The following is a 21,665-nucleotide window of genomic DNA, read 5'->3' on the forward strand; positions in this document are numbered from 1 at the left end:
GATTTAAGAACTATAGGAGGATTCTTTTTTCAAGTATGCGATGAGGTAGCAGACATTAGACTTTCAACATCATTAAAGTTAATAATTTCAACGCTTAAAGAAATTCTATCCGCGTATTCTCTAATCTCAGAAGAGATGACAGAGCAAATTTTGAGTACCTTTTTTTCGTCAATTCCTCAAGTTTGGAATCAAAAACTAAAATTGTGTGCGTAATCATATTTATTTTTCAAGGTGCATCCAGTTTTTTAAGCTGGGAAAGTTGAGTTAATTATTTAAATGTCTTTATATAAAATGAAAGTTGTTTTTTGTATATAGATGTTGAGCCGTTAAAAAAAGTATGCTATCATTTATATAATATTCTTTTGGAAGTATTCAGAGCAAAAAGGAGTTTATTAAGAGCTTTTATGAATGATAATATAACATACCTGATAGATTTTATAGCATTAGCGGTAATATACTTTATTTTCTTTTATAAAAAATGGAAAAATAGAGGAAAAGATAGATTGTTAATTAATACAACTATGTATGTATATATATCATTTGTTTTATATTTTACTTTAATGCCCATTATTGTATCAATTCCATTTGTTTTTAATCATGCTTATATGCCAATGAATCTTAATATTTTTGAAGACTATTTTTTAGGAAGAGGAGATGCAGTCCGTCAAATTTTTCTTAATGTCATTATGATGATCCCATTTGGTTTCTTTCTGCCGATTATTAAAAAACAAAAACTATGGTCTTGTGCATTATGGACATTTTTATTCAGTTTAGGTATTGAATTAATACAGCCGTTAATAGATGGTTTTCGTTCCTCTGATATAACAGATTTATTTACAAATACAATGGGTGGAATAATAGGATATATTTTATATATAATTTTTAAACCATTAATAGAAGTTATAATAAAATACCTGAGATCTAATCATTAAGATGATATGGATTTATAATTTTAACTCTTAAGTATAAAATAACTGTCATTTATTTTATACCAAAAATGTTTAATATCTAACTAAAAAGAGACTGACACCTTTCGATATGAAATCTGTTGGTCTTTTTTAAACTTTAAATATAAAAATACTTGGTTAAGAAAATCAACCGAATATTATATAAGAAGTGAACTTTATTTTAAGTTTAGAAAATAGTAAGCTTTATGTATAACTTTATATTAAGTAAGTTGGCTGAATAACTTATTTGCATATTTTTAAAATGCTATCATATCCTGTTTAAGAATCTTTTTTATTATAAAAAGAAAAAAGGGAGGCATTTTAATGTGTACAGCAATGACATTATTATTTAATGAAAAAACAAATTTTTTTGGTCGTACTATGGATTTTTCATATGATATTGATCCTAGGTTTTATGTAATACCTAAAAATCAAAAATGGCAGAATCATTTGGACAATAATGTATTTATAAATAGCTATGGAATTATAGCAATTGGTCAGGAACAAGATGGAATGCTTGCTTTTTTTGATGGTGTTAATGATAGTGGGCTTGCTGCAGCTGCACTTTATTTTCCTGGCTGTGCAGTATATGATGCAACGGCGGAAGATATTAATAAAGAGTATGTTGCATCTGTAGATTTTCTTCATTATATTTTAGGAAAATGTGGATCTGTTGAAGAACTTGAAGAAATGATTCCTCATATCTCAATAATAGGAATTCAAGATCCAGTAACGCAGATTGCAGCACCATTGCATTGGATTGTTACTGATAAAAGTGGTAATTGTATAGTAATTGAACCAACTGATAAAGGATTGCAAGTATTTAAAAATTCAATAGGAATACTTGCAAATAGCCCAGGATTTCCTTGGCAAATGACAAATTTGAGGAATTATATAGGAGTTACTCAAACTCAAACTAATGAAGTTTACTGGGGTGATGTGCTGTTAAAGCCTTTTGGTCAAGGGGCGGGAACTATGATGCTTCCTGGTGGATATACATCTCCTGAAAGATTTGTAAGAACTGCATTTCAAAAAACACATATAGCAGCACCAGAGAAGGAGGATCAAGCTATTATTACATGTTTTAATATTATGGATAGTGTTTCAGTTCCAAAAGGTATTGTGATGACTGATAGAGGAACTTATGATTATACGAAATATACGGCATTTATGAATGTAAATACAGGAGAGTATTTTGTTAAGACTTATTATAATCGTGAGATTGTAACTGTAAAGCTTCAAGATTACGATGTTTATAATAAGCCAATCTGTTTAGGCGCATTGATGCATGATATTACATTTAATAAATATATGAATGGGGAATGATTATCAGAATAAAATCAATAAAAATATAACAGAAAAAACATGCAGTGATTAAAACTGCATGTTCTTTTCTAAGTTTATTGGATAATTAATTTTTAAATTAAGACTATTTTATATACATTTGCATAGGATAAGACAAATACTCTACGTTATCCATTTTTTCTACTGTATAATAACCGGCAGGTGCGTTAATAACGTTTGGAATACGATTAACGATTGTTGCACAAGTATGTTCAACTGTTGCAGGTTTTTTTACAAAGAAAGTAGTATCAGGTTCACCTATAATTTTCCAGTCACACATATCTCCGTCATCAGGGCCATATACTTTTCCAATGCACTGAGTTTCAATTATTGGTCCTTGGAAAGTCTCAGTAGTTACAACAGCACTCATGCCTATACAATTTCCTTTAGGAATTGTAGTTCCAAGAGTTTCTGAAAATAAATCTTTGTCATAGAAATATGGAACGCATTTTTGAGTTTGAGATTTTATTGTCCAACCCATTTTAGAACAAAGTCCTTCATTTGAATTCCAAACATAGGAGGGTTCTAATGTTTCAGGGTGTGCAAGTTGCTTTTCGAATTCCTCAGGGGTTAACCCGGCACCATGAGCTTTTGCAAGAGCTAGTCCATAATCTTCTACATTGTAGCTTACAGCACCCTCAATTTTTTCAATTCTATTAACTCCACCGGCCACACAACCAATCATGTTAATCCAGAAGATATCCTGCATTCCGGAACCAGCTATTGTACAATTATTCTCCTTAGCCATTTTATCTAATTTATTTGTAATTTCAGAAGATGTTGTCCAAGGATAAATTGCTTCTTCACAAGTGGTAATAACATTAATACCACGGCTTACAAGTTTTTCAAAATGCGGCATTACATCCTGCATGAAGCTGAATAAAGTTACAATTGCAATATTGGCATCACACTCATCGAGTACTGCATCGGCATCACTTCTGATATTAATACCAAGTTTTACTCCTAGTTCAGCCCAGTCTCCTATATCCATTCCCACAACATCAGGGTTAACATCAATTGCACCTACGATTTCTGCTCCGTTTTCATATAGGTAACGAAGCGTATACTTTGACATTTTTCCGCATCCATATTGAACGACACGAACTTTTTCACGATACATAATTCAAACTCCCTTCATTATATATAATTGCAATACCTTCTACTATTAATGATAAGGGTTATAGCAAGTATACTGTCAAGTCCAATTTTGTTTTATTTTAACTAATTTTAATTTGAACATATATTTCCCAAATTATGTATATTTTTTTCTTTAAATCCTTTGGGTTAGCAATAGCTTACCGAATTGCAAATTAAATTAATTTCATTATTTAAATTTATTTAATTTAGATTTTATTTACTTATTTATTTTCTTTTTATTTATTTTTTATAGTTATCATGCTGAAAACCTTATATCAACAATAAGGTTTTAGATATAATATAGTATAATTTTGAGAATTTACATTAACTATAATATTGATTTTTATAAACAAGCATATATTATTGTTTATAACGGAGCAATATATGATAAAAGAAAGGAAGACAGTTTTAGTTATCTTTCTTTTAGAGCTGTTAAGGATATTTAGAAAATTAGAGAACTTTATACAATAGTTAATATCCTATTTTTTCTAATAGTAAATTTGAAGAAGTAATTTTAAAATTATCTGTTATATTTCCATTTTCAAGTCTGATTGCACGTTCACAGCAAGCCAGTGCACATTCAGCATCATGGGTAATAACGAGTATAGTGTGACCAATGTTTGCTAGTTTTCTGATTAAATTACTGACATTGCGCATATTTTTCCCATCAAGACCACTGGTGGGTTCATCCAAAATTATAATTGGTGCATCATGCATTAAAGCCACTCCCAGTGCCAAGCGTTGCTTTTGACCACCGGATAGAGTAGATGGGTGTTGTTTTTCAAAAGCTGTTAATTCTAACTCAGATAATATTTGTTCAGCCCGTTTAATTCGTTCTTCTGTTTTGGCAGAGCCTGTTATCAGTTCATCTAAAAGATTTTCTCCAAAGAGTTGACTATCCAAATCTTGAGGGATATACCATACTTTGCTTAACCTATCTTTTCTCTTGCTTTTATAATCAAATAGAAATATTTCCCCGGAATTTTCTTTAAGCAAACCTGCCAGTATTCTTCCTAACGTACTTTTTCCGCTTCCGTTAGGGCCAATTATTGCAATTACTTCTCCTGTACGACAGATAAAATTTAAATTATTTAAGGCATACATATTTTTAAAGGTTTTGCAGAGATTTCTTACTTTAAGCGCTATGTTGTCAAATGAGATGGAGTTTCTTTCTTTATATTGAATTTGGTAAAGATCAGGACTTCTCAATCCAAAAGAGTAGATGTCTTTATTATTAAGATTAATCATTTGTTTTTCAGAAAACTCATGGATAATACGACCGTTTTGTATGAGTAAGAAGCGATCTGCAATATCCATTAGATAATATAACCTATGTTCTGCAATAATTATAGTTTTTCCTTGTGATTTTAAGTCTTTGATAATGTTTCCTAAAATATAGGTGGAAGATATATCTAGATTTGCAGATGGTTCATCCATTACATATATTTCCGGGTCAATAGCCTTAGCAGATGCAATAGCTACTTTTTGACGCATTCCATAAGATAAGCTATGAATACTGTTATTTAAAAGCTTTTCTATTTTCATTTCTCTAGCTGAACTGTTAACGTGCTCACAAATTTCATGATGAGAGTATCCATAATTTTCACAAGCAAAGGCAATTTCTCCAGCTACTTCATTAGCAAAAAATTGACTGCGAGGATCTTGGAAAACGTTCCCTATAATTTTTCCACGTTGCCATGAAGGAACATCATTTAAAGGTTTATTATTTATAAAAATTTTTCCATTCAATTCTCCTTCAAAAAAGTAAGGAATAAGACCATTTATGACTTTGGTTAGAGAGCTTTTTCCACTTCCTGATGATCCAGTTAAAACTATGACTTCACCAGAATGTATATTAAGATTAATATTTTTCAATTGATTTCCTTTACCATTATATGAGAATGAAAGATTATGAATAGAAATTTTATTTTTCAAAACTGTACCTCCTTAAAAAAAGCAACAATAAACAGCGAGTAAAGTGCTTATTAGCAATAAAATTATATCTATATAGGTGATAATACTTATATAATAGCTATCTTTATTATAAGGACTTTCAATTCCTCTTACAATTGCAGAGGCAGCTAGCTCATCGGAGATTGTCAAAGAGCGAAATACCATGGGAACTATGGCATATTCCAAAGTATTCAAAGGGTGACTAAAGATATTAGTAAAAGATTTTAAAAAACCGCGTATTTTCATTGCTTCTTTGACTTCCCCGAATTCATAAATTATAGTAGGTGCAAATCGCAGCATTACAATTAAAACGAGCATAAATTTGTTGGGAATAGGTATTTTACGTAGACTGGCGGTTAATTTCCCCGAAGGAATTTTAATTAATAAATAAGCAGACATAGCTGGTAAAATTAGTTTGTAAATCATGCTTAGCAGAAGTGGTGAAGGGAAAGAAATATTATGATTTGTTTCAATTATAAGCCCAATTAAAGAAAGTAAATAAAATGAAGAAAAATATAAACTTTGCTTTAAGAAACCAAAGAAACATAGTATCAATAATAACCATATAGTATATAAGGCGTGATTTAACATACTTGTTGATAAAAAAGTGATAAAGCAAGAACATACGGTTAAAAAAAAGATAGTTCTTCCATCTATTTTATCAAGTCTATTGTTAGTTTTCTCCCAATCTATCATCTCACAATACCAGCTTTTTTAAAGTGCTTTCTTAGGAGTCTTTGTCCAAATAAAGTTCCTAAAATTGTCAAAGCAGCAGTAATTATTATACCTGCCAACATGAAGGAGGGAGTTGTAACCATTGAAAGCTGCATATTAAGTGTTTGGGATGTAAAACCACTGCTTTTAGCCATGTCTTTATAGCTGTTCCAAGCCCACCATAGAGGAACTGCGCAACCGACAAAATTTCCTATACAGTTTAATGTCCATCCAATCATGCTGCGTATAGGATTTCGATATGTATTTTTTCCTATCATAGATAATTCTGATATAGATGCGACTATAAGAAAATAGGGAATAAGAAATGCATAACCCATTATTCCTTGTATTAATCCATATATAGCAGCCCAGGAAAATAAAAGTCCATGCTTATTTACACGGTTTGCAGCTACGAGAAAGAATATAGCTCCTAGGAATCCGTCTATTCCTGCGGAAGCATATAAATATATTATTGGAAATGGCAAAGTAATAGCTGCTATGATCATCATTATTATGAAACAAATTACCATCATTGCTGCAATAGTCATAATGTCTCGAATGGTAAAGTTTTGTTTAGTATTTTGCATTGATTTTTCCATTAAAAATATCCTCCTAAATTTTATTATTGAATTTAAAAATAAAATGCTATAGTTAGCATAAACTAACTATAGCATGAATTATACCTCAAAATAAAGAGTTCTGCTACTCCATTGTTATGTCACATATGTAATAATAGCCCAAAAGTTAATTAAAATTTTTCCTTGAGCGATAATCTTTTGGAAGTATACCTAAAATATCTCGAAATGCTTTTGAAAATTTACTTGCATTGTTATAACCGAGAGAAATGGCAATTTGGCTTATAGTCATATTTTTTTCACGAAGTTTAGCAGCAGCAAAATTCATTTTGTAGTTTTTTAAATAAGCATAAGGACTGTTTCCGTATATTTGTTTGAAAATAGTTTGAAAAGTAGCCATACTAATATCTTCTTTCAAAAGTAATGTACCTAAGGGTATTTTTGTATCTAAATTTTCTATCATTTTTTTATGCACACGCTTCACAATTTTAATATGTTCTTTAGAATAATATGTTGTTGAAAAATAATCTTCAATATTTAAATTATTTAAATGATATAACAATTCCACTATTTTAATTTTAAAATAGTTTATAGATTTCTCACCTTTATAATTATAGAATTCATTGAAAATATGCAGTAGAAATTTTGGCGTTTTACATATATACCAACTACATTCTAATTTTAACTTACTTACTAATTCTTTTAAATTGATACCAAATGAGGAAAACATGTTGCAAGTATCTTCATTTATTGATTCTTCATCAATAAGAATACTTACTCCACTGCAACGCTTGAAAGGAAATGAAAATTTTGCAGGCGTATTGGCTATGCTGTTGATACAAAATTCATCCTCCTGCATGTAAAAAACTTTGTGATTTTCAAACTCAAATTCAACACGACCTTCTCTATAGTGCCTTATATCAATGATGTCACGATTGGGAATTGGTTCGTCAAAAATTTTTGAACTTTTAAAGTCCATGAAAACTAAATTTATTCCTGGAAATACTTTATAATCCATAATAGTACCGGAGTTATTACAACTATATTTAATAATATAATAATAAGGCGTTTCTTTCATTATGATTGCCTCTTTATCATACCAATCTCTGTTAAATTTAGTATTTTGCATAATCTAAAGCTCCTTTCTCAGTTAGCGATTGCTTACTATAAAGTATATCATTGATAAAATATAAAAACAATTATAATATATAAGGAACTTATCATATAAAGATCTATTTCTTTTAATTAATTTATTCATTGAAAAATTATAAATCATAGAATTGTAATAGAATGTAAAAAATGCTATACTAATGTAAGATTTTAGGGAAAAATTTAAATGAAAAATAGAGGTATATTTTGGAAAATTTTAAAAAACCTGTAATATTTATGATTGTAGGAATAATTTTTTTCTTAGCTTTCTTAATTGTAATAGGAAGTTTTTTTGTTTTAACTGCAAAAAGGGATTTATATTCTGAGAAAGTTCAATTTCTTACAGAAGTATCAATTAAAAATGCGGATATAATTGAAAACAAAGTAAGTAATCAATTAAATACACTTGAAGCTATCGCTGCATTTGCAGGAAATTATTATACATTTAATATTGATGATGACTTATCTTTATTAAGTTTAGATTTTGGCAAAAATAATTTTAAAAAAATAGGAATTATATCTTTAGATGGTGAAGGTAAGACTATTGATGGGTATAAATATGATTTTTTCGATTTTACATGTTTTAATAAAGCATTAAATGGAGAAAGTAATGTTTCAGATCGTATTATTGATAAGGCAGATGGACAGGAGATAAATATATTTACTACACCAATATATAAAAATGGTACAGTAGCAGGAGTTATTTTTGCCACGCAAAATACAAGTGTTTTTACTGAATTCTTGGAAGTTAACAGCTTTAATGATGAAGGTTATTCCTATATTATAAAAAGCAATGGTACACCTGTTGTCAATACGTTACATAAAAATAGCATTGGAAAATATGACAATTTGTTTGATGAAATATCAAAAATAAAATCTAATAAGAAAAATTTATTAAAATTTATTGATGACATGAAAAATAATAAAGATGGAGCAGTTAGCTTTATCAGGGATGATATTAAGAAACAAATAGGATATTCTAAAGTAGGCATTAATGATTGGTATATGATCACAGTTGTTCCAAGCAAAGTAATATCAAAAGGATCTGATAGATTAATAACAGGTATGGTCGTTACTGTAGTTCTTATATTGATTTCAGCATTAATTTTAGGAGCTACTATTTTACGAATATTTAAAAGAAATAATAATAATTTAAAAGCTATTGCTTACACAGATTTTATAACAGGATGTCCTAATTGGAATAAATTTACTATTGATTGTAGGACACTGTTAACTCAAAACCCAGATAAAGAATATGCTATGATAATTTTTGATGTTGATAAATTTAAAATTATTAATGATTTATATGGGCGTAATATAGGAAACGAAGTACTAATACATATAGCTTATGTTTTGAGTTTAAATACGAGAGAAGAAGAATGTTTTGCACGAGCATCGGCGGATAACTTTAATATTTTGATGGAGTATAAAACAGATGTTGATATTATAAACAGAATAAAGTTAATAACGGCACAGATAGCTAATTATATTAGCAGTTATATTATAGAATTATCCTTTGGTATCTTCAAAATTGAAGATAAAATGTTAGGCATAAGTAAACTTAGTGAAAAGGCTAATTTCGCTAAATTGGTAGCTAAACAAAAAACTGAGTTTAAATATGTTTTTTATAATGAAAATATGAGAGATATAATTTTAAAAGAAAAAGAGATTGAAAATTATATGGAGGTTGCCTTACTTAATAAAGAATTTGAAGTATACCTTCAACCTAAATATAGGATAAAAGATGAAAAAGTTGTAGGTGCTGAAGCATTAATTCGTTGGAACTGGGCAGGGAAAGGGATAATTCCTCCGGGAGAATTTATTCCTATATTTGAAAAAAACGGATTTATAAAAAAAATAGATTTATATATGTTTGAACAAGTTTGTTTAATACTAAATAAATGGAAATCAAATAATTTATCTTTAGAAAATTCAATATCAGTAAATATTTCAAGAATTCATTTGAGTAATAAAAATTTACCTGAAGAGTTATTATCAATTGCTAAAAAACATAATGTAAATGCGAATAATATGGAAATTGAATTGACGGAAAGTGCAGTATTTGAAGATATAAACAAATTAATAAAAATTATGAAAAAATTAAAAAATGAGGGTTTTATTTTATCTATAGATGATTTTGGCAGTGGATATTCATCTTTAAGTACTCTAAAAGATTTACCTGCTGATGTATTAAAATTAGATAAAGGCTTTTTAGAGGCTACAACGGATGATATTAGAGGTAAAGATATTATTAGCAGTTTTATTAAAATGACAAAAATTTTAGGTTTACATACTGTGGCTGAAGGTGTAGAAACTGTTGAGCAGGTTAATTTTCTTAAAAGTGCCGGATGTGATATTGCACAAGGATATTATTATTCGAAGCCCCTTCCTGTAAAGGAGTTTGAGCGTTTGGTATTTAATCTTATAAGCGAATAAAATTATAAAAAACTGCCTATTAAGTGTTTGATCCGACCCCCAAAAGTTAGACCTAAAAATCTAACAATTGAAGGTCGGATTATTATTCATTAAATTGACGAAATATAAAAAACGCATTATAATTATCAGAATTCAGATTATTAATTTAATTTACATATATAAATCTTTGGATTAACAATTACATAGTATAATAATTTATAAAATAGAGCTTTTTTATAATATAAAATATATAAATAGATGTTATGGTATAAGAACTATCAATAATGTATTAAAAAATTAGGTATATGTAATATAAGAAAGTTAAATTAAATATTTAATTATAATAAAATTTTTATATAATCTTAAAATAAGGTTAGGCTAATTATTAAAATAGGCAGGAGGAGATCATGCAAAATATGGAAAAATATTATAAAACACAAATGAATTTAGAAATGCAAAAAATATATGAAGAATATAGTGATCGAGTATATAATAAAATTTCCTGCAATCGTAAAGATTCTGGATTAATTTTTCACTATACTTCCGCGGAAGGCTTTTATAACATTATTACAAATAAAAAACTCTTTTTTACTGATGTGGCTTTTTTAAATGACAGTACAGAAACAGTTAATATCATAACTACTTTTTTAAAAGCTTTAAAGGAAATAGAAGGGGTTATTGAAGAAGAATACTTAGAAAAACTAAAAAAGCTGATGGAACTTGGTGACTTTGAAGATATGGTTTTTGGCAGTGAAGAAGGTGTTGACCTTAACCGGTATTTTATTTTAGCTTGTTCTTATCAAAAGGACTCATTGAATATGTGGAATTATTATACAAAAGGCAAGGACAGTGATTGGGGTTACAATATAGCTTTTGATGAAGAAGAATTAGTTGATTCTATTTTTCAACTTAATCATAAAAACTATGGTGAAAAAATGCAGCTATGTTATGGCAGGATCGTTTATGATGAACAAGAAAAAAAAGAGCTGATTTGTGATTTTTTAATCGGTTTGAATAATGTTTGGCTTTTAGCCAGAACAGAAAAAGATAAAAATAATTTACTTCTATGTATTAAGAATATTATAAAATGGCTTAGTATATTTTTTAAACATGAATGTTTTGCAATGGAAGAAGAGTATAGAATGGTTGTTACCTTACCGTATCATGAATTAACAGATTATTTTGAACAGCGAGAGACAAAGAAAGAATGTCTGTATAAAACGAGATTTACTAATAACATGTTTACTCCTTATATTAAAATGCGTTTTCGTCCAGAAGGAATTAAAGGAGTTTGTATGAACCCATTATCAGAAAAGTATACAACAGAATTTAGATATAGAAATGATATAAGAACAGTAGATTTAATTGGTTATAAAGACGTGTTACAATATGGGGTTCACGAATTCTTAAGGGTAAATGGTTATCATTTAAACGAAAGCCAAATTCAAAGGTCCGAAATTCCATTACGTTATTAATATATAAGTATCTTTTCTTTTTTAATTTCACGTTTTATATAAATATTTCATATTATGAAATAATTGTAATATAACCCTTGAAATTTTATTATGAATGGAGTAAATTGCTATGCAAAATTTTGATGTTTTGAAAAAAAAACCTACTCAAGCAAAACAAGGTATGACACCATGGCCATATTGTGATGTAGCACCAGTAAAAACTTTAGAAGATGCTATGGAATATAAAATGTTATATCCAGAAATTTTCTATAAGTTACAGCCTTTTGTTTTAGAGGTATGCGATCAAATTGATACTTATGGCGGAACTGTTTTAAATCAAGAAATGGTTCAAAACCTATCTGATAAGATATCTGTTAATGCATTAAAAATGCATCCAGAATTAAATGAATATGTGGCTCAATCTAAAACGGTAGTAAATCAGAAAGATACTAATATTAATGCTCAACAGGACAATTGGTTTGATGATGGATGTTACGGAGATGGGTGTTATGGTGGCGGATACTATGGCGGTGGACGCTACCCTGGTAGAAATCAAAACTTATTCAGGAGTTTAATAGATATTTTATTACTTAATGAATTATTTAGAAGACGAAGAAGATATTATTAATTTTAAAAAATATCATCCATAGTATTATGGGTGATATTTTTCTCTCTATCTCTTAAACATATTATTATTGTATTTCAATAATGGTAAGAGTATAATATTATTTAGCTGAAAATACTAATAAAAATTATTTGCTACTGTAGCTCAGTTGGTAGAGCGGCGCATTGGTAACGCACAGGTCTGTGATTGTTCATAAGGCAGGCTATTTCAAAAGAAATAAACTACAACCCAAAAGCGGTTTATGACAAATAAAAACAGAGGGTGGTAACACCCACCCTCTCATATATATGCTGATGTGGCTCAATGGCAGAGCAGCGGTATCGTAAACCGCAGGTTGTCCGTTCGACTCGGATCATCAGCTCCAAAGCAAGCAGCTATTAATATTTTCATATTAATAGCTGCTTCAGACTGTAGACAAGGAAATTCTCCTTAGCCTACGGTCTTTTTTTCCCAGTTTTGCTCGTAATGATTCGTATGACTTGATTGGGTAGTCCATAAAAAATGTGGGCTCCGCATTTTCACGGAACCCACACATATTTAACAACTACCACGTCGCCAGAATTAGAATGGTTATTAGGTCAATCCTCCAAATCCTTGTCGCCTCAATCCTTGTTGCACGAATCCTCCAAATCCTCCGATGGAAAAACGCTCGCCGGGTCAACGTACTCACCGTCAATAATCAGGCTAAAGTGTAAATGATTACCTGTTGCCTCACCGGTCTTGCCAATATAACCGATAACATCGCCTTGCTGCACGGTATCTTCCTCTGCAAGTCCTTCTGCAAATCCAAACAATTGCGAGTAAAAAGTCTGAATATCGTCGCCGTGATTCAGAATGACATAATTACCATCTGTTTCATTATATCCTATTTCGACGACGGTTCCCTTATCGGCGGCGAGTACAGGTGTGTCTTCAGGCGCCGGAATATCAATCCCGTTATGAAACACCATTTCCTTCTTTATGGGATGCATGGATGAACCATATGCAGCGGAAATATGATTATACTCCGTTACAGGCCACATATATTTCCCGTCGATATTGCTATCGTTCTGTTTATCAACACTGACATTGATAACATTGTCAATGTCGTTCCCTGTTGAACTGGCAGCCAAGGCCAATCCTGTACCGCCGATTGCCAGGATTGCTGCAACGGCTAAAACCGTAATAGACTTCTTCGTTTTCTTAACGTTTAACATTCTTATCAATCTCCTTTTAATGTGCTTCTTACTCTCGCATAAAGGAGAATAAAAAGCCGTATTCATGCCGGAATGGTTGTCCAGCGTGTTTAAAATGGCTTTGCCATAATGCGTTCTTTCCTCATGGGACATTTCGGATGCCAACGCCTCGTCGCAGGATAACTCGCCCCATATGCTTACATCCTTGCGGAGAATATGGACAAAGGGGTTAAACCAATGCAGCATTCCCCCAATCAGCGCAAGCACTTTCACCCATAAATCCTTCTGTTTCAGGTGCATGAGTTCATGGGTTAGGACCAGCTTTAAGTCCATTTCCGATATGTTGGATGCCGGCAGTAGTATCATGGGGCGGCGCAGCCCCACAAGCATAGGGCTTGTGATTTTGTGGTTCCGCATGAGTTTTACATCTCCGTGGACGCCCAAAGCCGCTTTGAGTGAGGAAAGCAGGGCGGCGGTCGTATCCTCTGGGATGGAAATACTGTTTTCCAGAAGCTGCTTGCTAAATCGGCGGAAGCAATAGAAATGCCATCCAGCAAATACCATCGCGCCCACAAACCAAATGAGCAAAACGGCTCCCATTACTTCTAAAGACAAGTGTTTTTCCATAGCAGCAGGAAGATGTTTCTCCATCAGGGTATTTACTGTATCCATAAAACCGTTTGGCCGTAAGGTTTCAGGGATAGCCATAGGCGGCGTTTTAGAAGGATGACTTGGCGTTATTGTCTGTGGCAAAATAAAAGAAACCTTTTGAACAATAAGGGAAACAGGCAAGAGAAAAAAAGCAATTGCCATTTTCCCAATTCCGTATTGCCACTTGGCAGGAAAGATTTTTGCAGTTACAGGCCGAAGCAATAGCATCAACCCGACAACCACACTTCCCGCAATGGACATGGCAAGGAGATTTGAAAATAGATTATTCATTCTTCACACCTGCCTTTTCCGCGAACCAGCACCTCAATTCAGCTATTTCATCCTTTGTCAGTTCTTGACCGTCATAGAGTGTTGCCAGGAAGTTTTTGACCGAACCCTCATACAGCGTTTTTAGCAGGCTTTTTGCTTCCTGGCTCCGGTATTCCTCCGGCGACATGCAAGGCTCATATATATTCGTGCGGCCCTGTTGCTTTGTGGAAATCAGGACGCCTTTCTCAACTAGCCTTGCCAGAAAGGTTGCCATTGTTTGCCCTTTCCATTCCTTACCTTTGTCCCTCGCAAAAATGTCAAGCAGTTCGCTTGAAGTCATGGGATGTCCGGAAGCCCAGATAATTTGCATCACTTCCATTTCCGTTTCCGATAGTTTTTGAAAATTAGTCATGGTGTACACCTCCGTTTATTGCCGCACGTCTGCGACAATTTCACTACACTTATGTAGTGACTTTATATTACTACAACGGTGTCGTGATGTCAAGAGAAATGGTGCAGAGATTTGCAGGCATGGGTTTATTGGTCATCTACCCGATATTCCTAGATATTTAAAAAGCGGTTGATCCACACAAGCAGTTTCTGCTTGGTTTTAGAATAACAATCAAAAAGCCTGCGGTAATATCTCAGTGAGCTGAATAAGATTTTGAACAAGCTTTATGAGGATAATGCACTCGGCAGAATTAGCGATGAATAATATGCTACAATGTCCAGGGCTATGAGAATGAGCAGGTGGAACTACAAGAGCGAAGCAAATTTCTCCTCTCTGAGATTGAAAAAGCCGACAAAATATTTACAAATGCTTAAAATTATGTTAAGCTAATTAAAGATATACAGATGTAAAAAACTCAATGCAAGGATACTCAACGAGTTAATCGACTGCATTGTAGTGCAGGTCGCAAGTTCAAGCCTTGTCAGTAGCTCCAAATTATTTCGGGATGTGGCGCAGCTTGGTAGCGCGATTGCTTCGGGAGTAATAGGCCGCAGGTTCGAATCCTGTCGTCCCGACCAAATTAAATAAATTAAAAATCTTCCCACAGAGTAATCTCTGTGGATATTTTTTGTTGACATTAACGATAATCGATAATATACTTTAGGTTAATATTAACGATAATCGATAATAATTGTAAGGAGTGTTATATGGCAAGAGAAAAATTCCATACATTGACAGAGCAGATGTTTTATATTCTACTTTGCTTACAATCGGAATGTTATGGCATGGATATTATGGAAAAGATTCGCATAATGACAAATGAACAGGTAACTGTTGGACCTGGTACACTTTATAATCTTTTGGAAAGTTTTGAGAATTCAGGTATGATTTATGAAACAAAGGTAGAAGGTCGCAAACGCAGCTATTTAATTACTGATAAAGGTCTGAGGGCACTAGAGAGAGAGTATCAGCGTTTGATTAAACTGACAGACGCATATCAACAATATGTAATGAAAAACGGAGGAGTTTCTAATGAGAACAACAAAGCATAGATTTGAACAATTTCAATTTTATGATTATACTGGCATTAAAATGCATCTTGAAAAGATGGCTTTAAAGGGTTGGAAGTTACATAAAATTACTCGTCTTTATTGGGAGTACCGAAAAATAGAGCCTAAAAAGTTAACTTACACAGTTACTTACTTCTCTGAGGCTTCAGAATTTAATCCTTATCATACAGATAATCAGATAACATTTCACGAATATTGTAAAAATGGAGGATGGAATCTTGTAGCGGAATGGGCACAAATGCAGATTTTCTGTACAGAGGATGAAGACATTACACCTATCGATACGGAGGAATCAGTTAAGCTGAAATTTATACATAAAGCAATGAAGAAAAACTTCCTACCAGGGAATGCATTGTTAATGTTAGTATCTATACTGCAGTTCTTTTTACAGATTAAAAATATTAAATCTGATTTGGTTTATCAACTTTCAACGGGATCATCTTTGTTTTTAACGATGGTTTGGTTTCTTATTAGTATTCAAACATTATATATTTTAATTGGATATATAGTATGGTATTATAAATCCAAAAGATCAGTCAACTTGGGAGGTCTTTGTGCTGAAAGCGGCAGAGTAAATAAAAAAATTTCAAACCTACTTTTGGTAATTACAATCGTTTTGTTAGTGCTTGCAATGTGGACAATGCAAAATGTTTGGGCCCCAATTTTAGGTATAGTAACTATAATAGTTGTAATGACTTTAGTTTTTGCTATTAAAAATGCCCTAAAACGTGAAGAGGTTTCTAGAAAGTCGAATATAATTATTACTACAGTTTCTTGCGTGATTCTTATGTTTATTTTCACAAGTGTTTTAACTTGGGGTATTATGAAGGGAGGCAATTATGGATTGCATAGCAATAAGCCATTTGAAACTTATACTACTACCCAGCCTGATGGAAGCACTTATACTTGGGATATCTATCATGACCCTTTGCCTTTGAAAGTTGAAGATTTGCAAGAAGTAAATTATGAACATTATTCATATGAGAGTACTAAAAGAGAATCTTTTTTGGTATCCCAGTATATTGCTAGACAAAATTCTTTCCCAGAGGGACAGCTTGCTCCAGAATTGAATTATGCCATAGTAGATGTAAAACTTCCTGTGTTATTTGATATTTGTCTGAAGGATTACCTTGAAATGTATAATTATGAGTGGAAAAAACCAGACGATGAAAGAAGGTATTTTAAGCTTACAAATGATCCTTTGTGGCATGCAGATGCAGTTTATCAGCTTTATACACAATATGGATCTGAAGGGGAGTATATCGTTTGCTGGAAAAATCGAATTGTTTATATTAATTATAATAAAGTACCATCAGTAGAGCAAATTGCTGTAACGGTTAAAAAACTGAATAAATAAATGTTAAGGTAGCTATGTATGAATAACTTATTATGAAATTATATAGTTATAATTTATGGAGGATTTTTAAATGAGAAGACGGAAAAATATAAAAATATTTTTTCTATTGGTAATTATAATGAGTATTACTATATCTGGATCTGGATGTACAAATAATCAAAGTTCAATGGAAGAAGTGCCAGATATTATTAATGTTGTATTGAAAGATAAGGATAATGTTGAAATTATGAAGAACAATGGTTGGATTGAATTACAATCGATTACTCGTATTAATGTACAGTTTGAGGGAGAGGTTGATTACATATTCTTTTATTTCATCCCAACAGGAACAGAAACATTTACACAGAGAAAATTGATTGGTGTGTTGTCAGCATATGACAATGATAGTTCTGGGGAAAAGGGTTTTGGAGTTGAAAATAATACTGCTGAATATACATGGAATGTACCCAATGAAAGTTTCATGGGCCATTTAGGGATAGAACTTATCAGCGGAACAGTGGGAAGGTATGAGAGCAGCATTGTAAATATAATTAATGATGATAATTTATAAAATATAATATAGGAATAAATACAATTATCTTTTGCTATTCAGAAATTATAAAAAATTGATGTATTAAAAGAGACTATGCATTAAAAATATTTAGCGCATAGTCTCTTTTAATATATAATAGGCAAAAATTTCTTTGGACTATTATGGTATCTATATTCACAAATAAAGCTAATACTTTTTGTGGGAGGGATAAAGTATTAGTTTTATTTGTAAATTATTAATTAGAAAATTTAAGGATTTGTATACATAATACATTATTTTTTTGCTAAAGTAAAGTGAATTTTATAAATATTCTTGTAATTATATATAGAAATTATTAAAAATCTATAAGAGAATTCAAATTTCTTTTATAATAAATGTAATAATGTTATAATTTATTTCAGATTATAATTATTATAAACTCATTATAAGTCTGATTTAAGTATTAAATTAAGGAAGAGAAATAAAAAGTATTATTAGTTTAGGATTGAAGTGAAAGGATTTTAAATATGATTAAAAAAGTAAAAAAAGCTGTAGTTGTTTTATATATAATTGCTTTAATTTTCTCAATGAATGTCACTTTCGCATTTGCTTTGTCTCATGCTATTTCATCAACAAATATTAATGGTCAGGAAACTACATATATTACTCTTGATATTAATGCATCTAATTTGAAGCCCACTGTATTTACAGCGGGGAACACACTTACTAAGGCACAAGGGTTGTCTCAAATGGCTAAAGATAATAATTGTATTGCGGCTATAAATGGTACATATTTTGAAGCTTACAATGGAGTTCCTGTTCCATGGGGAACTATTATAAAAAATGGAAAAGTTCTTCACATAGGAAATATGGGTTCAACTGTAGGCATTACTTCTTCAGGTAAGATGATAATTGATAATCTTACAATTAATTTTAAAGGCTATATAAATGGAGAATATAGAAGTATTCCATGGAGGATAAATCATCCAAGTACTGAAGATGATGCTATAACTATATTTACTCCCGAATATGGAAGTAATGTTGAAGTAACTGAAGGGGGTATGGCTCCAATAATAGAGAACGGAAAAGTCAGTAGAATTGCAACAAGTGATTTTACAGTACCAAGTAATGGCTTTGCTATTTTATATAATCCATCTGTGGCAAATCTAGTTACTGAAAGATTTAAGATTGGTGATGAAGTTTTTTATGATACTGAGTTTGTTACAAAAAATACAAACTCTGAAGATTGGAAAAATGTACAATATGCAATCGGTGCAGGTCCAAGCCTTATTATAAATGGTCAGATAACTGCAGATGGTGCAGCAGAAGGGTTTTGGGAAGCTAAGATAAATACTGGTAAGGGAGTAAGAACATTTATTGGTGCAACAAATGAAGGGAAAATATTAATGGGTACTATTTCTAACGCAAGCCTTAAGGAGGCAGCTTCTGTATGTCATCAGCTTGGATTAATAAATGCTATGTGTCTTGATGGAGGAGGATCTACGTCTTTATATTATAATGGAAATGTAATTGCACAGGGGAGAAATGTAAATAATGGACTTGGATTTATTTACAGTGAAAATAATGCAAATCAATATAATTTAGTAAATCAAACAAATTCAAAAATTCTTGTAGATGGAGTGGAAACATATTTTGAAGCTTATAATATAGGTGGAAACAATTATTTTAAACTTAGAGATATAGCTGCGGCAGTAAATGGCAGTGAAAAAAACTTTGATGTTACTTGGAATAATTCAAAGAAGGCTATTAATTTATTGTCAAATACATCGTATTCTTTTGTGGGAGGAGAATTAATAAAAGGCGACGGTAGTTCAAAGTCTGCTGCTGTAAGTAAAGCTGTTATATATAAAGATGGAAAAACTATAGAAATTTCAGCTTATAACATAAATAACAATAATTATTTTAAATTGAGAGATATAGCTAGCATTTTTGATATCGGTGTAACATATGATAAAGAAACTAAGACAATTGGTGTTGATACTGCTATAAGTTATACTGAATAAAGGAAGTTATATAGTATTAAATATTTTAATTAAATTAAAGTTTTAAAGGGGGGAGCTAATTTGTTAAAATATACAGCTTTATCAAAAGAAATACAAGATAAAATTATTAATGACAGAGAGAAAAATATTGAGAATCCTTATCGATGTAATAATGATTCTGCAATTCGAAGGAACAATAAACGTGATGCGGCAAATTTATGGAGACCTTCATATATACGTGATATAGAAAAAATTCTTCATTGTCCGTTTTATAATCGATATGCTGATAAGACGCAAGTATTTTCATTTTATCGTAATGATGATATTACTAGAAGAGCGCTGCATGTACAATTAGTTTCAAGAATTTCAAGAAATATAGGCAGATTATTAGGACTTAATCTTGATTTAATTGAGGCTATTGCATTAGGTCATGATATTGGACATACTCCTTTTGGACATGCAGGGGAAAAATTTTTAAATGAATTATTGTTAGAAAATACTGATAGATTTTTTAATCATAATGTACATAGTGTCAGGGTTTTTGATACCCTGTTTGTAAGAAATCTCAGCTTGCAGACTTTAGATGGTATTTTGTGCCACAATGGCGAATTTGAACAAAAAGAATATAGACCATCTGGTTTGCAAAAATTTGAAATATTTGATGAAAAAGTTGAGGATTGTTATATTGATAAATCAAACATTGATAAATTAATTCCATCAACTTTAGAAGGATGCGTAGTTAGAATTTGTGATATGATTGCATATTTGGGAAAAGATCGTCAAGATGCTAAAAAAGCTAATTTATTATTAGAGGATTCTCAGTTTACAAAAGGTACAATAGGAGTTGAGAATGCACAGATTATTAATAATCTTACAGTAAATATTATAGAAAATAGCTATGGAAAAGATTATATTCAAATGGATAAAGAGATTTTTGAAGAGTTAAAAACAGCAAAACGTGAAAATTATGAAATAATATATCAAAATGAAAGAATAGACCAGCTTTATAATGAGAATATTAAACCAATGTTTCGTGAGCTTTATTACAAATTATTAAAGGATATAAAAAGTAAAAGCAAAGATTCTGTTATTTATAAACATCATATACAATTTATTGAAAATAATAGAAGATATTATTATCCTGAAGAAAAATATATAGAACAAGAACCTAATCAAATAGTTGTAGACTATATCGCCAGTATGACTGATGATTATTTTGTTGATTTATACAATTATTTATTCCCAAATGGGAAATACAAAATTAAATATATTTCCTATTTTGATAATCTGTAATTTAAAAAAATTATTTGGTTAATCTAATCTCTAGGAGGTGATTTTATGAATAATAATATTGATTTAGGAAATATGAAATCTAGAGATTTAGGAAATTTAACTTCAAAAAAACTCGTGGAATTAGGTAAACAAGCTTTAAGTAATTCATATCCAGATCAAGATATTGACTATGGAGACTTGCCATCAAGAGCATTAACAAATCTTGGTAAACAAGAATTGAATCAATTAGACAATGAAAATATGCAGTAAATCTATTATATTTTAAAACTTAATTATAAAAAAATTTTATAAATAATCGTCTTTAATGATAATATTTTAAAGTATTATCATAATGACGATTTTTATTAAAATAAGGAATCTTGTATAAATTAAAGTATAATAGTATAATATTTTTATTATGAAGGAAATATCGCAAGGAATAAAAATGGAATATCAAAGAAAGCACCTTAATAATTGGTAAATAAAGGTTATTAAATAGCCAATATTTGTAAATATAAATTTGAGATTTTATAATTTATACTTTATTATGAAGGAAATATCGCAAAGCGGTAAAGACGGAATATCAAAGAAA

19 protein-coding genes and 2 tRNA genes are annotated in these 21,665 nt (G+C 30.8%); 14 read left to right on the top strand and 7 right to left on the bottom strand.

Annotated elements, in window-relative coordinates:
* The 3 genes from K292_RS18900 to K292_RS0111935 all read left to right on the top strand — a co-directional run.
* Positions 1–213 (top strand): hypothetical protein (locus tag K292_RS18900; protein WP_037373178.1); only part of this gene is annotated, 213 nt, incomplete at its 5' end.
* Positions 214–404: 191 nt separating this feature from the next.
* Positions 405–932 (top strand): VanZ family protein, encoded by a 528-nt coding sequence (locus tag K292_RS0111930; protein ID WP_207637174.1) that lies wholly within the window; start codon positions 405–407, stop codon positions 930–932.
* A gap of 339 nt (positions 933–1,271) precedes the next feature.
* Positions 1,272–2,273, top strand: a complete 1,002-nt coding sequence (locus tag K292_RS0111935) for a linear amide C-N hydrolase (RefSeq protein WP_027400017.1) — start codon at positions 1,272–1,274, stop codon at positions 2,271–2,273.
* 103 nt (positions 2,274–2,376) lie between these two features.
* Here K292_RS0111935 and K292_RS0111940 read toward each other — a convergent pair whose 3' ends face one another.
* From K292_RS0111940 to K292_RS0111960, 5 genes are all read right to left on the bottom strand, one after another.
* Positions 2,377–3,411, bottom strand: a complete 1,035-nt coding sequence (locus tag K292_RS0111940; RefSeq protein WP_330364983.1) for an NAD(P)H-dependent amine dehydrogenase family protein — start codon at positions 3,409–3,411, stop codon at positions 2,377–2,379.
* 488 nt (positions 3,412–3,899) lie between these two features.
* Positions 3,900–5,363 carry an ABC transporter ATP-binding protein gene (locus tag K292_RS0111945; RefSeq protein ID WP_027400019.1) on the bottom strand — a complete coding sequence of 488 codons (1,464 nt, stop codon included), beginning with the start codon at positions 5,361–5,363 and terminating at the stop codon, positions 3,900–3,902.
* Positions 5,364–5,375: 12 nt separating this feature from the next.
* On the bottom strand, positions 5,376–6,077 hold the full coding sequence (locus tag K292_RS0111950) for an energy-coupling factor transporter transmembrane component T family protein (protein ID WP_027400020.1): 702 nt from the start codon (positions 6,075–6,077) through the stop codon (positions 5,376–5,378).
* Positions 6,074–6,694, bottom strand: a complete 621-nt coding sequence (locus tag K292_RS0111955) for an MptD family putative ECF transporter S component (protein WP_156900537.1) — start codon at positions 6,692–6,694, stop codon at positions 6,074–6,076. The genes K292_RS0111950 and K292_RS0111955 overlap by 4 nt, the downstream gene beginning before the upstream one ends.
* 145 nt (positions 6,695–6,839) lie before the next feature.
* Positions 6,840–7,799 (bottom strand): helix-turn-helix domain-containing protein, encoded by a 960-nt coding sequence (locus K292_RS0111960; protein ID WP_027400022.1) that lies wholly within the window; start codon positions 7,797–7,799, stop codon positions 6,840–6,842.
* 227 nt (positions 7,800–8,026) lie between these two features.
* On the opposite strand from K292_RS0111960, the gene K292_RS0111965 reads away from it, so the two are divergent.
* The 4 genes from K292_RS0111965 (at position 8,027) to K292_RS0111980 (ending at position 12,677) form a co-directional block, all read left to right on the top strand.
* Positions 8,027–10,255: a bifunctional diguanylate cyclase/phosphodiesterase gene (locus K292_RS0111965; RefSeq protein WP_027400023.1), complete on the top strand. Its 2,229-nt coding sequence runs from the start codon at positions 8,027–8,029 to the stop codon at positions 10,253–10,255.
* A gap of 386 nt (positions 10,256–10,641) precedes the next feature.
* Positions 10,642–11,709 (top strand): DUF2971 domain-containing protein, encoded by a 1,068-nt coding sequence (locus tag K292_RS0111970; protein WP_027400024.1) that lies wholly within the window; start codon positions 10,642–10,644, stop codon positions 11,707–11,709.
* Positions 11,710–11,818: 109 nt separating this feature from the next.
* On the top strand, positions 11,819–12,316 hold the full coding sequence (locus tag K292_RS0111975; RefSeq protein ID WP_027400025.1) for a hypothetical protein: 498 nt from the start codon (positions 11,819–11,821) through the stop codon (positions 12,314–12,316).
* Between the two features lie 286 nt (positions 12,317–12,602).
* A tRNA-Thr gene (locus K292_RS0111980) sits at positions 12,603–12,677 on the top strand.
* A gap of 238 nt (positions 12,678–12,915) precedes the next feature.
* On the opposite strand, the gene K292_RS0111985 is transcribed toward K292_RS0111980, so the two are convergent.
* Together K292_RS0111985 and K292_RS0111990 are read right to left on the bottom strand one after the other, a co-directional pair.
* Positions 12,916–14,430: a M56 family metallopeptidase gene (locus tag K292_RS0111985; protein ID WP_027400026.1), complete on the bottom strand. Its 1,515-nt coding sequence runs from the start codon at positions 14,428–14,430 to the stop codon at positions 12,916–12,918.
* Positions 14,423–14,821, bottom strand: coding sequence for a BlaI/MecI/CopY family transcriptional regulator (locus K292_RS0111990; RefSeq protein ID WP_027400027.1), 399 nt, complete (start codon positions 14,819–14,821; stop codon positions 14,423–14,425). The genes K292_RS0111985 and K292_RS0111990 overlap by 8 nt, the downstream gene beginning before the upstream one ends.
* Positions 14,822–15,361: 540 nt before the next feature.
* Here K292_RS0111990 and K292_RS0111995 point away from each other — a divergent pair.
* The 7 genes from K292_RS0111995 to K292_RS0112025 all read left to right on the top strand — a co-directional run bounded on the left by K292_RS0111995 (position 15,362) and on the right by K292_RS0112025 (position 21,343).
* A tRNA-Pro gene (locus K292_RS0111995) sits at positions 15,362–15,438 on the top strand.
* A gap of 129 nt (positions 15,439–15,567) precedes the next feature.
* Positions 15,568–15,912 carry a PadR family transcriptional regulator gene (locus K292_RS0112000; RefSeq protein ID WP_027400028.1) on the top strand — a complete coding sequence of 115 codons (345 nt, stop codon included), beginning with the start codon at positions 15,568–15,570 and terminating at the stop codon, positions 15,910–15,912.
* Positions 15,893–17,287, top strand: coding sequence for a DUF2812 domain-containing protein (locus K292_RS0112005; protein ID WP_027400029.1), 1,395 nt, complete (start codon positions 15,893–15,895; stop codon positions 17,285–17,287). The genes K292_RS0112000 and K292_RS0112005 overlap by 20 nt, the downstream gene beginning before the upstream one ends.
* Before the next feature lie 70 nt (positions 17,288–17,357).
* Entirely contained in the window at positions 17,358–17,837 is a 480-nt protein-coding gene (locus K292_RS0112010) for a hypothetical protein (protein ID WP_027400030.1), read from the top strand.
* Positions 17,838–18,325: 488 nt separating this feature from the next.
* A complete protein-coding gene (locus tag K292_RS0112015; protein ID WP_037373179.1) occupies positions 18,326–19,822 on the top strand; it encodes a phosphodiester glycosidase family protein in 1,497 nt (498 codons plus the stop codon).
* A gap of 60 nt (positions 19,823–19,882) precedes the next feature.
* Positions 19,883–21,094, top strand: a complete 1,212-nt coding sequence (locus tag K292_RS0112020) for a deoxyguanosinetriphosphate triphosphohydrolase family protein (RefSeq protein ID WP_027400032.1) — start codon at positions 19,883–19,885, stop codon at positions 21,092–21,094.
* 45 nt (positions 21,095–21,139) lie between these two features.
* Positions 21,140–21,343 carry a hypothetical protein gene (locus K292_RS0112025; RefSeq protein ID WP_027400033.1) on the top strand — a complete coding sequence of 68 codons (204 nt, stop codon included), beginning with the start codon at positions 21,140–21,142 and terminating at the stop codon, positions 21,341–21,343.
* Positions 21,344–21,665 lie beyond the last annotated feature (322 nt).

The organism is Anaerovorax odorimutans DSM 5092, assembly GCF_000426305.1.
Lineage (GTDB): Bacteria > Bacillota > Clostridia > Peptostreptococcales > Anaerovoracaceae > Anaerovorax > Anaerovorax odorimutans.

Coding starts and splice junctions, on each gene's coding strand:
- K292_RS0111930 (WP_207637174.1), top strand. CDS start 405: ATGAATGATAATATAACATACCTGATAGATTTTATAGCATTAGCGGTA.
- K292_RS0111935 (WP_027400017.1), top strand. CDS start 1,272: ATGTGTACAGCAATGACATTATTATTTAATGAAAAAACAAATTTTTTT.
- K292_RS0111940 (WP_330364983.1), bottom strand. CDS start 3,411: ATGTATCGTGAAAAAGTTCGTGTCGTTCAATATGGATGCGGAAAAATG.
- K292_RS0111950 (WP_027400020.1), bottom strand. CDS start 6,077: ATGATAGATTGGGAGAAAACTAACAATAGACTTGATAAAATAGATGGA.
- K292_RS0111955 (WP_156900537.1), bottom strand. CDS start 6,694: ATGGAAAAATCAATGCAAAATACTAAACAAAACTTTACCATTCGAGAC.
- K292_RS0111960 (WP_027400022.1), bottom strand. CDS start 7,799: ATGCAAAATACTAAATTTAACAGAGATTGGTATGATAAAGAGGCAATC.
- K292_RS0111970 (WP_027400024.1), top strand. CDS start 10,642: ATGCAAAATATGGAAAAATATTATAAAACACAAATGAATTTAGAAATG.
- K292_RS0111975 (WP_027400025.1), top strand. CDS start 11,819: ATGCAAAATTTTGATGTTTTGAAAAAAAAACCTACTCAAGCAAAACAA.
- K292_RS0111985 (WP_027400026.1), bottom strand. CDS start 14,430: ATGAATAATCTATTTTCAAATCTCCTTGCCATGTCCATTGCGGGAAGT.
- K292_RS0111990 (WP_027400027.1), bottom strand. CDS start 14,821: ATGACTAATTTTCAAAAACTATCGGAAACGGAAATGGAAGTGATGCAA.
- K292_RS0112000 (WP_027400028.1), top strand. CDS start 15,568: ATGGCAAGAGAAAAATTCCATACATTGACAGAGCAGATGTTTTATATT.
- K292_RS0112005 (WP_027400029.1), top strand. CDS start 15,893: ATGAGAACAACAAAGCATAGATTTGAACAATTTCAATTTTATGATTAT.
- K292_RS0112010 (WP_027400030.1), top strand. CDS start 17,358: ATGAGAAGACGGAAAAATATAAAAATATTTTTTCTATTGGTAATTATA.
- K292_RS0112015 (WP_037373179.1), top strand. CDS start 18,326: ATGATTAAAAAAGTAAAAAAAGCTGTAGTTGTTTTATATATAATTGCT.
- K292_RS0112025 (WP_027400033.1), top strand. CDS start 21,140: ATGAATAATAATATTGATTTAGGAAATATGAAATCTAGAGATTTAGGA.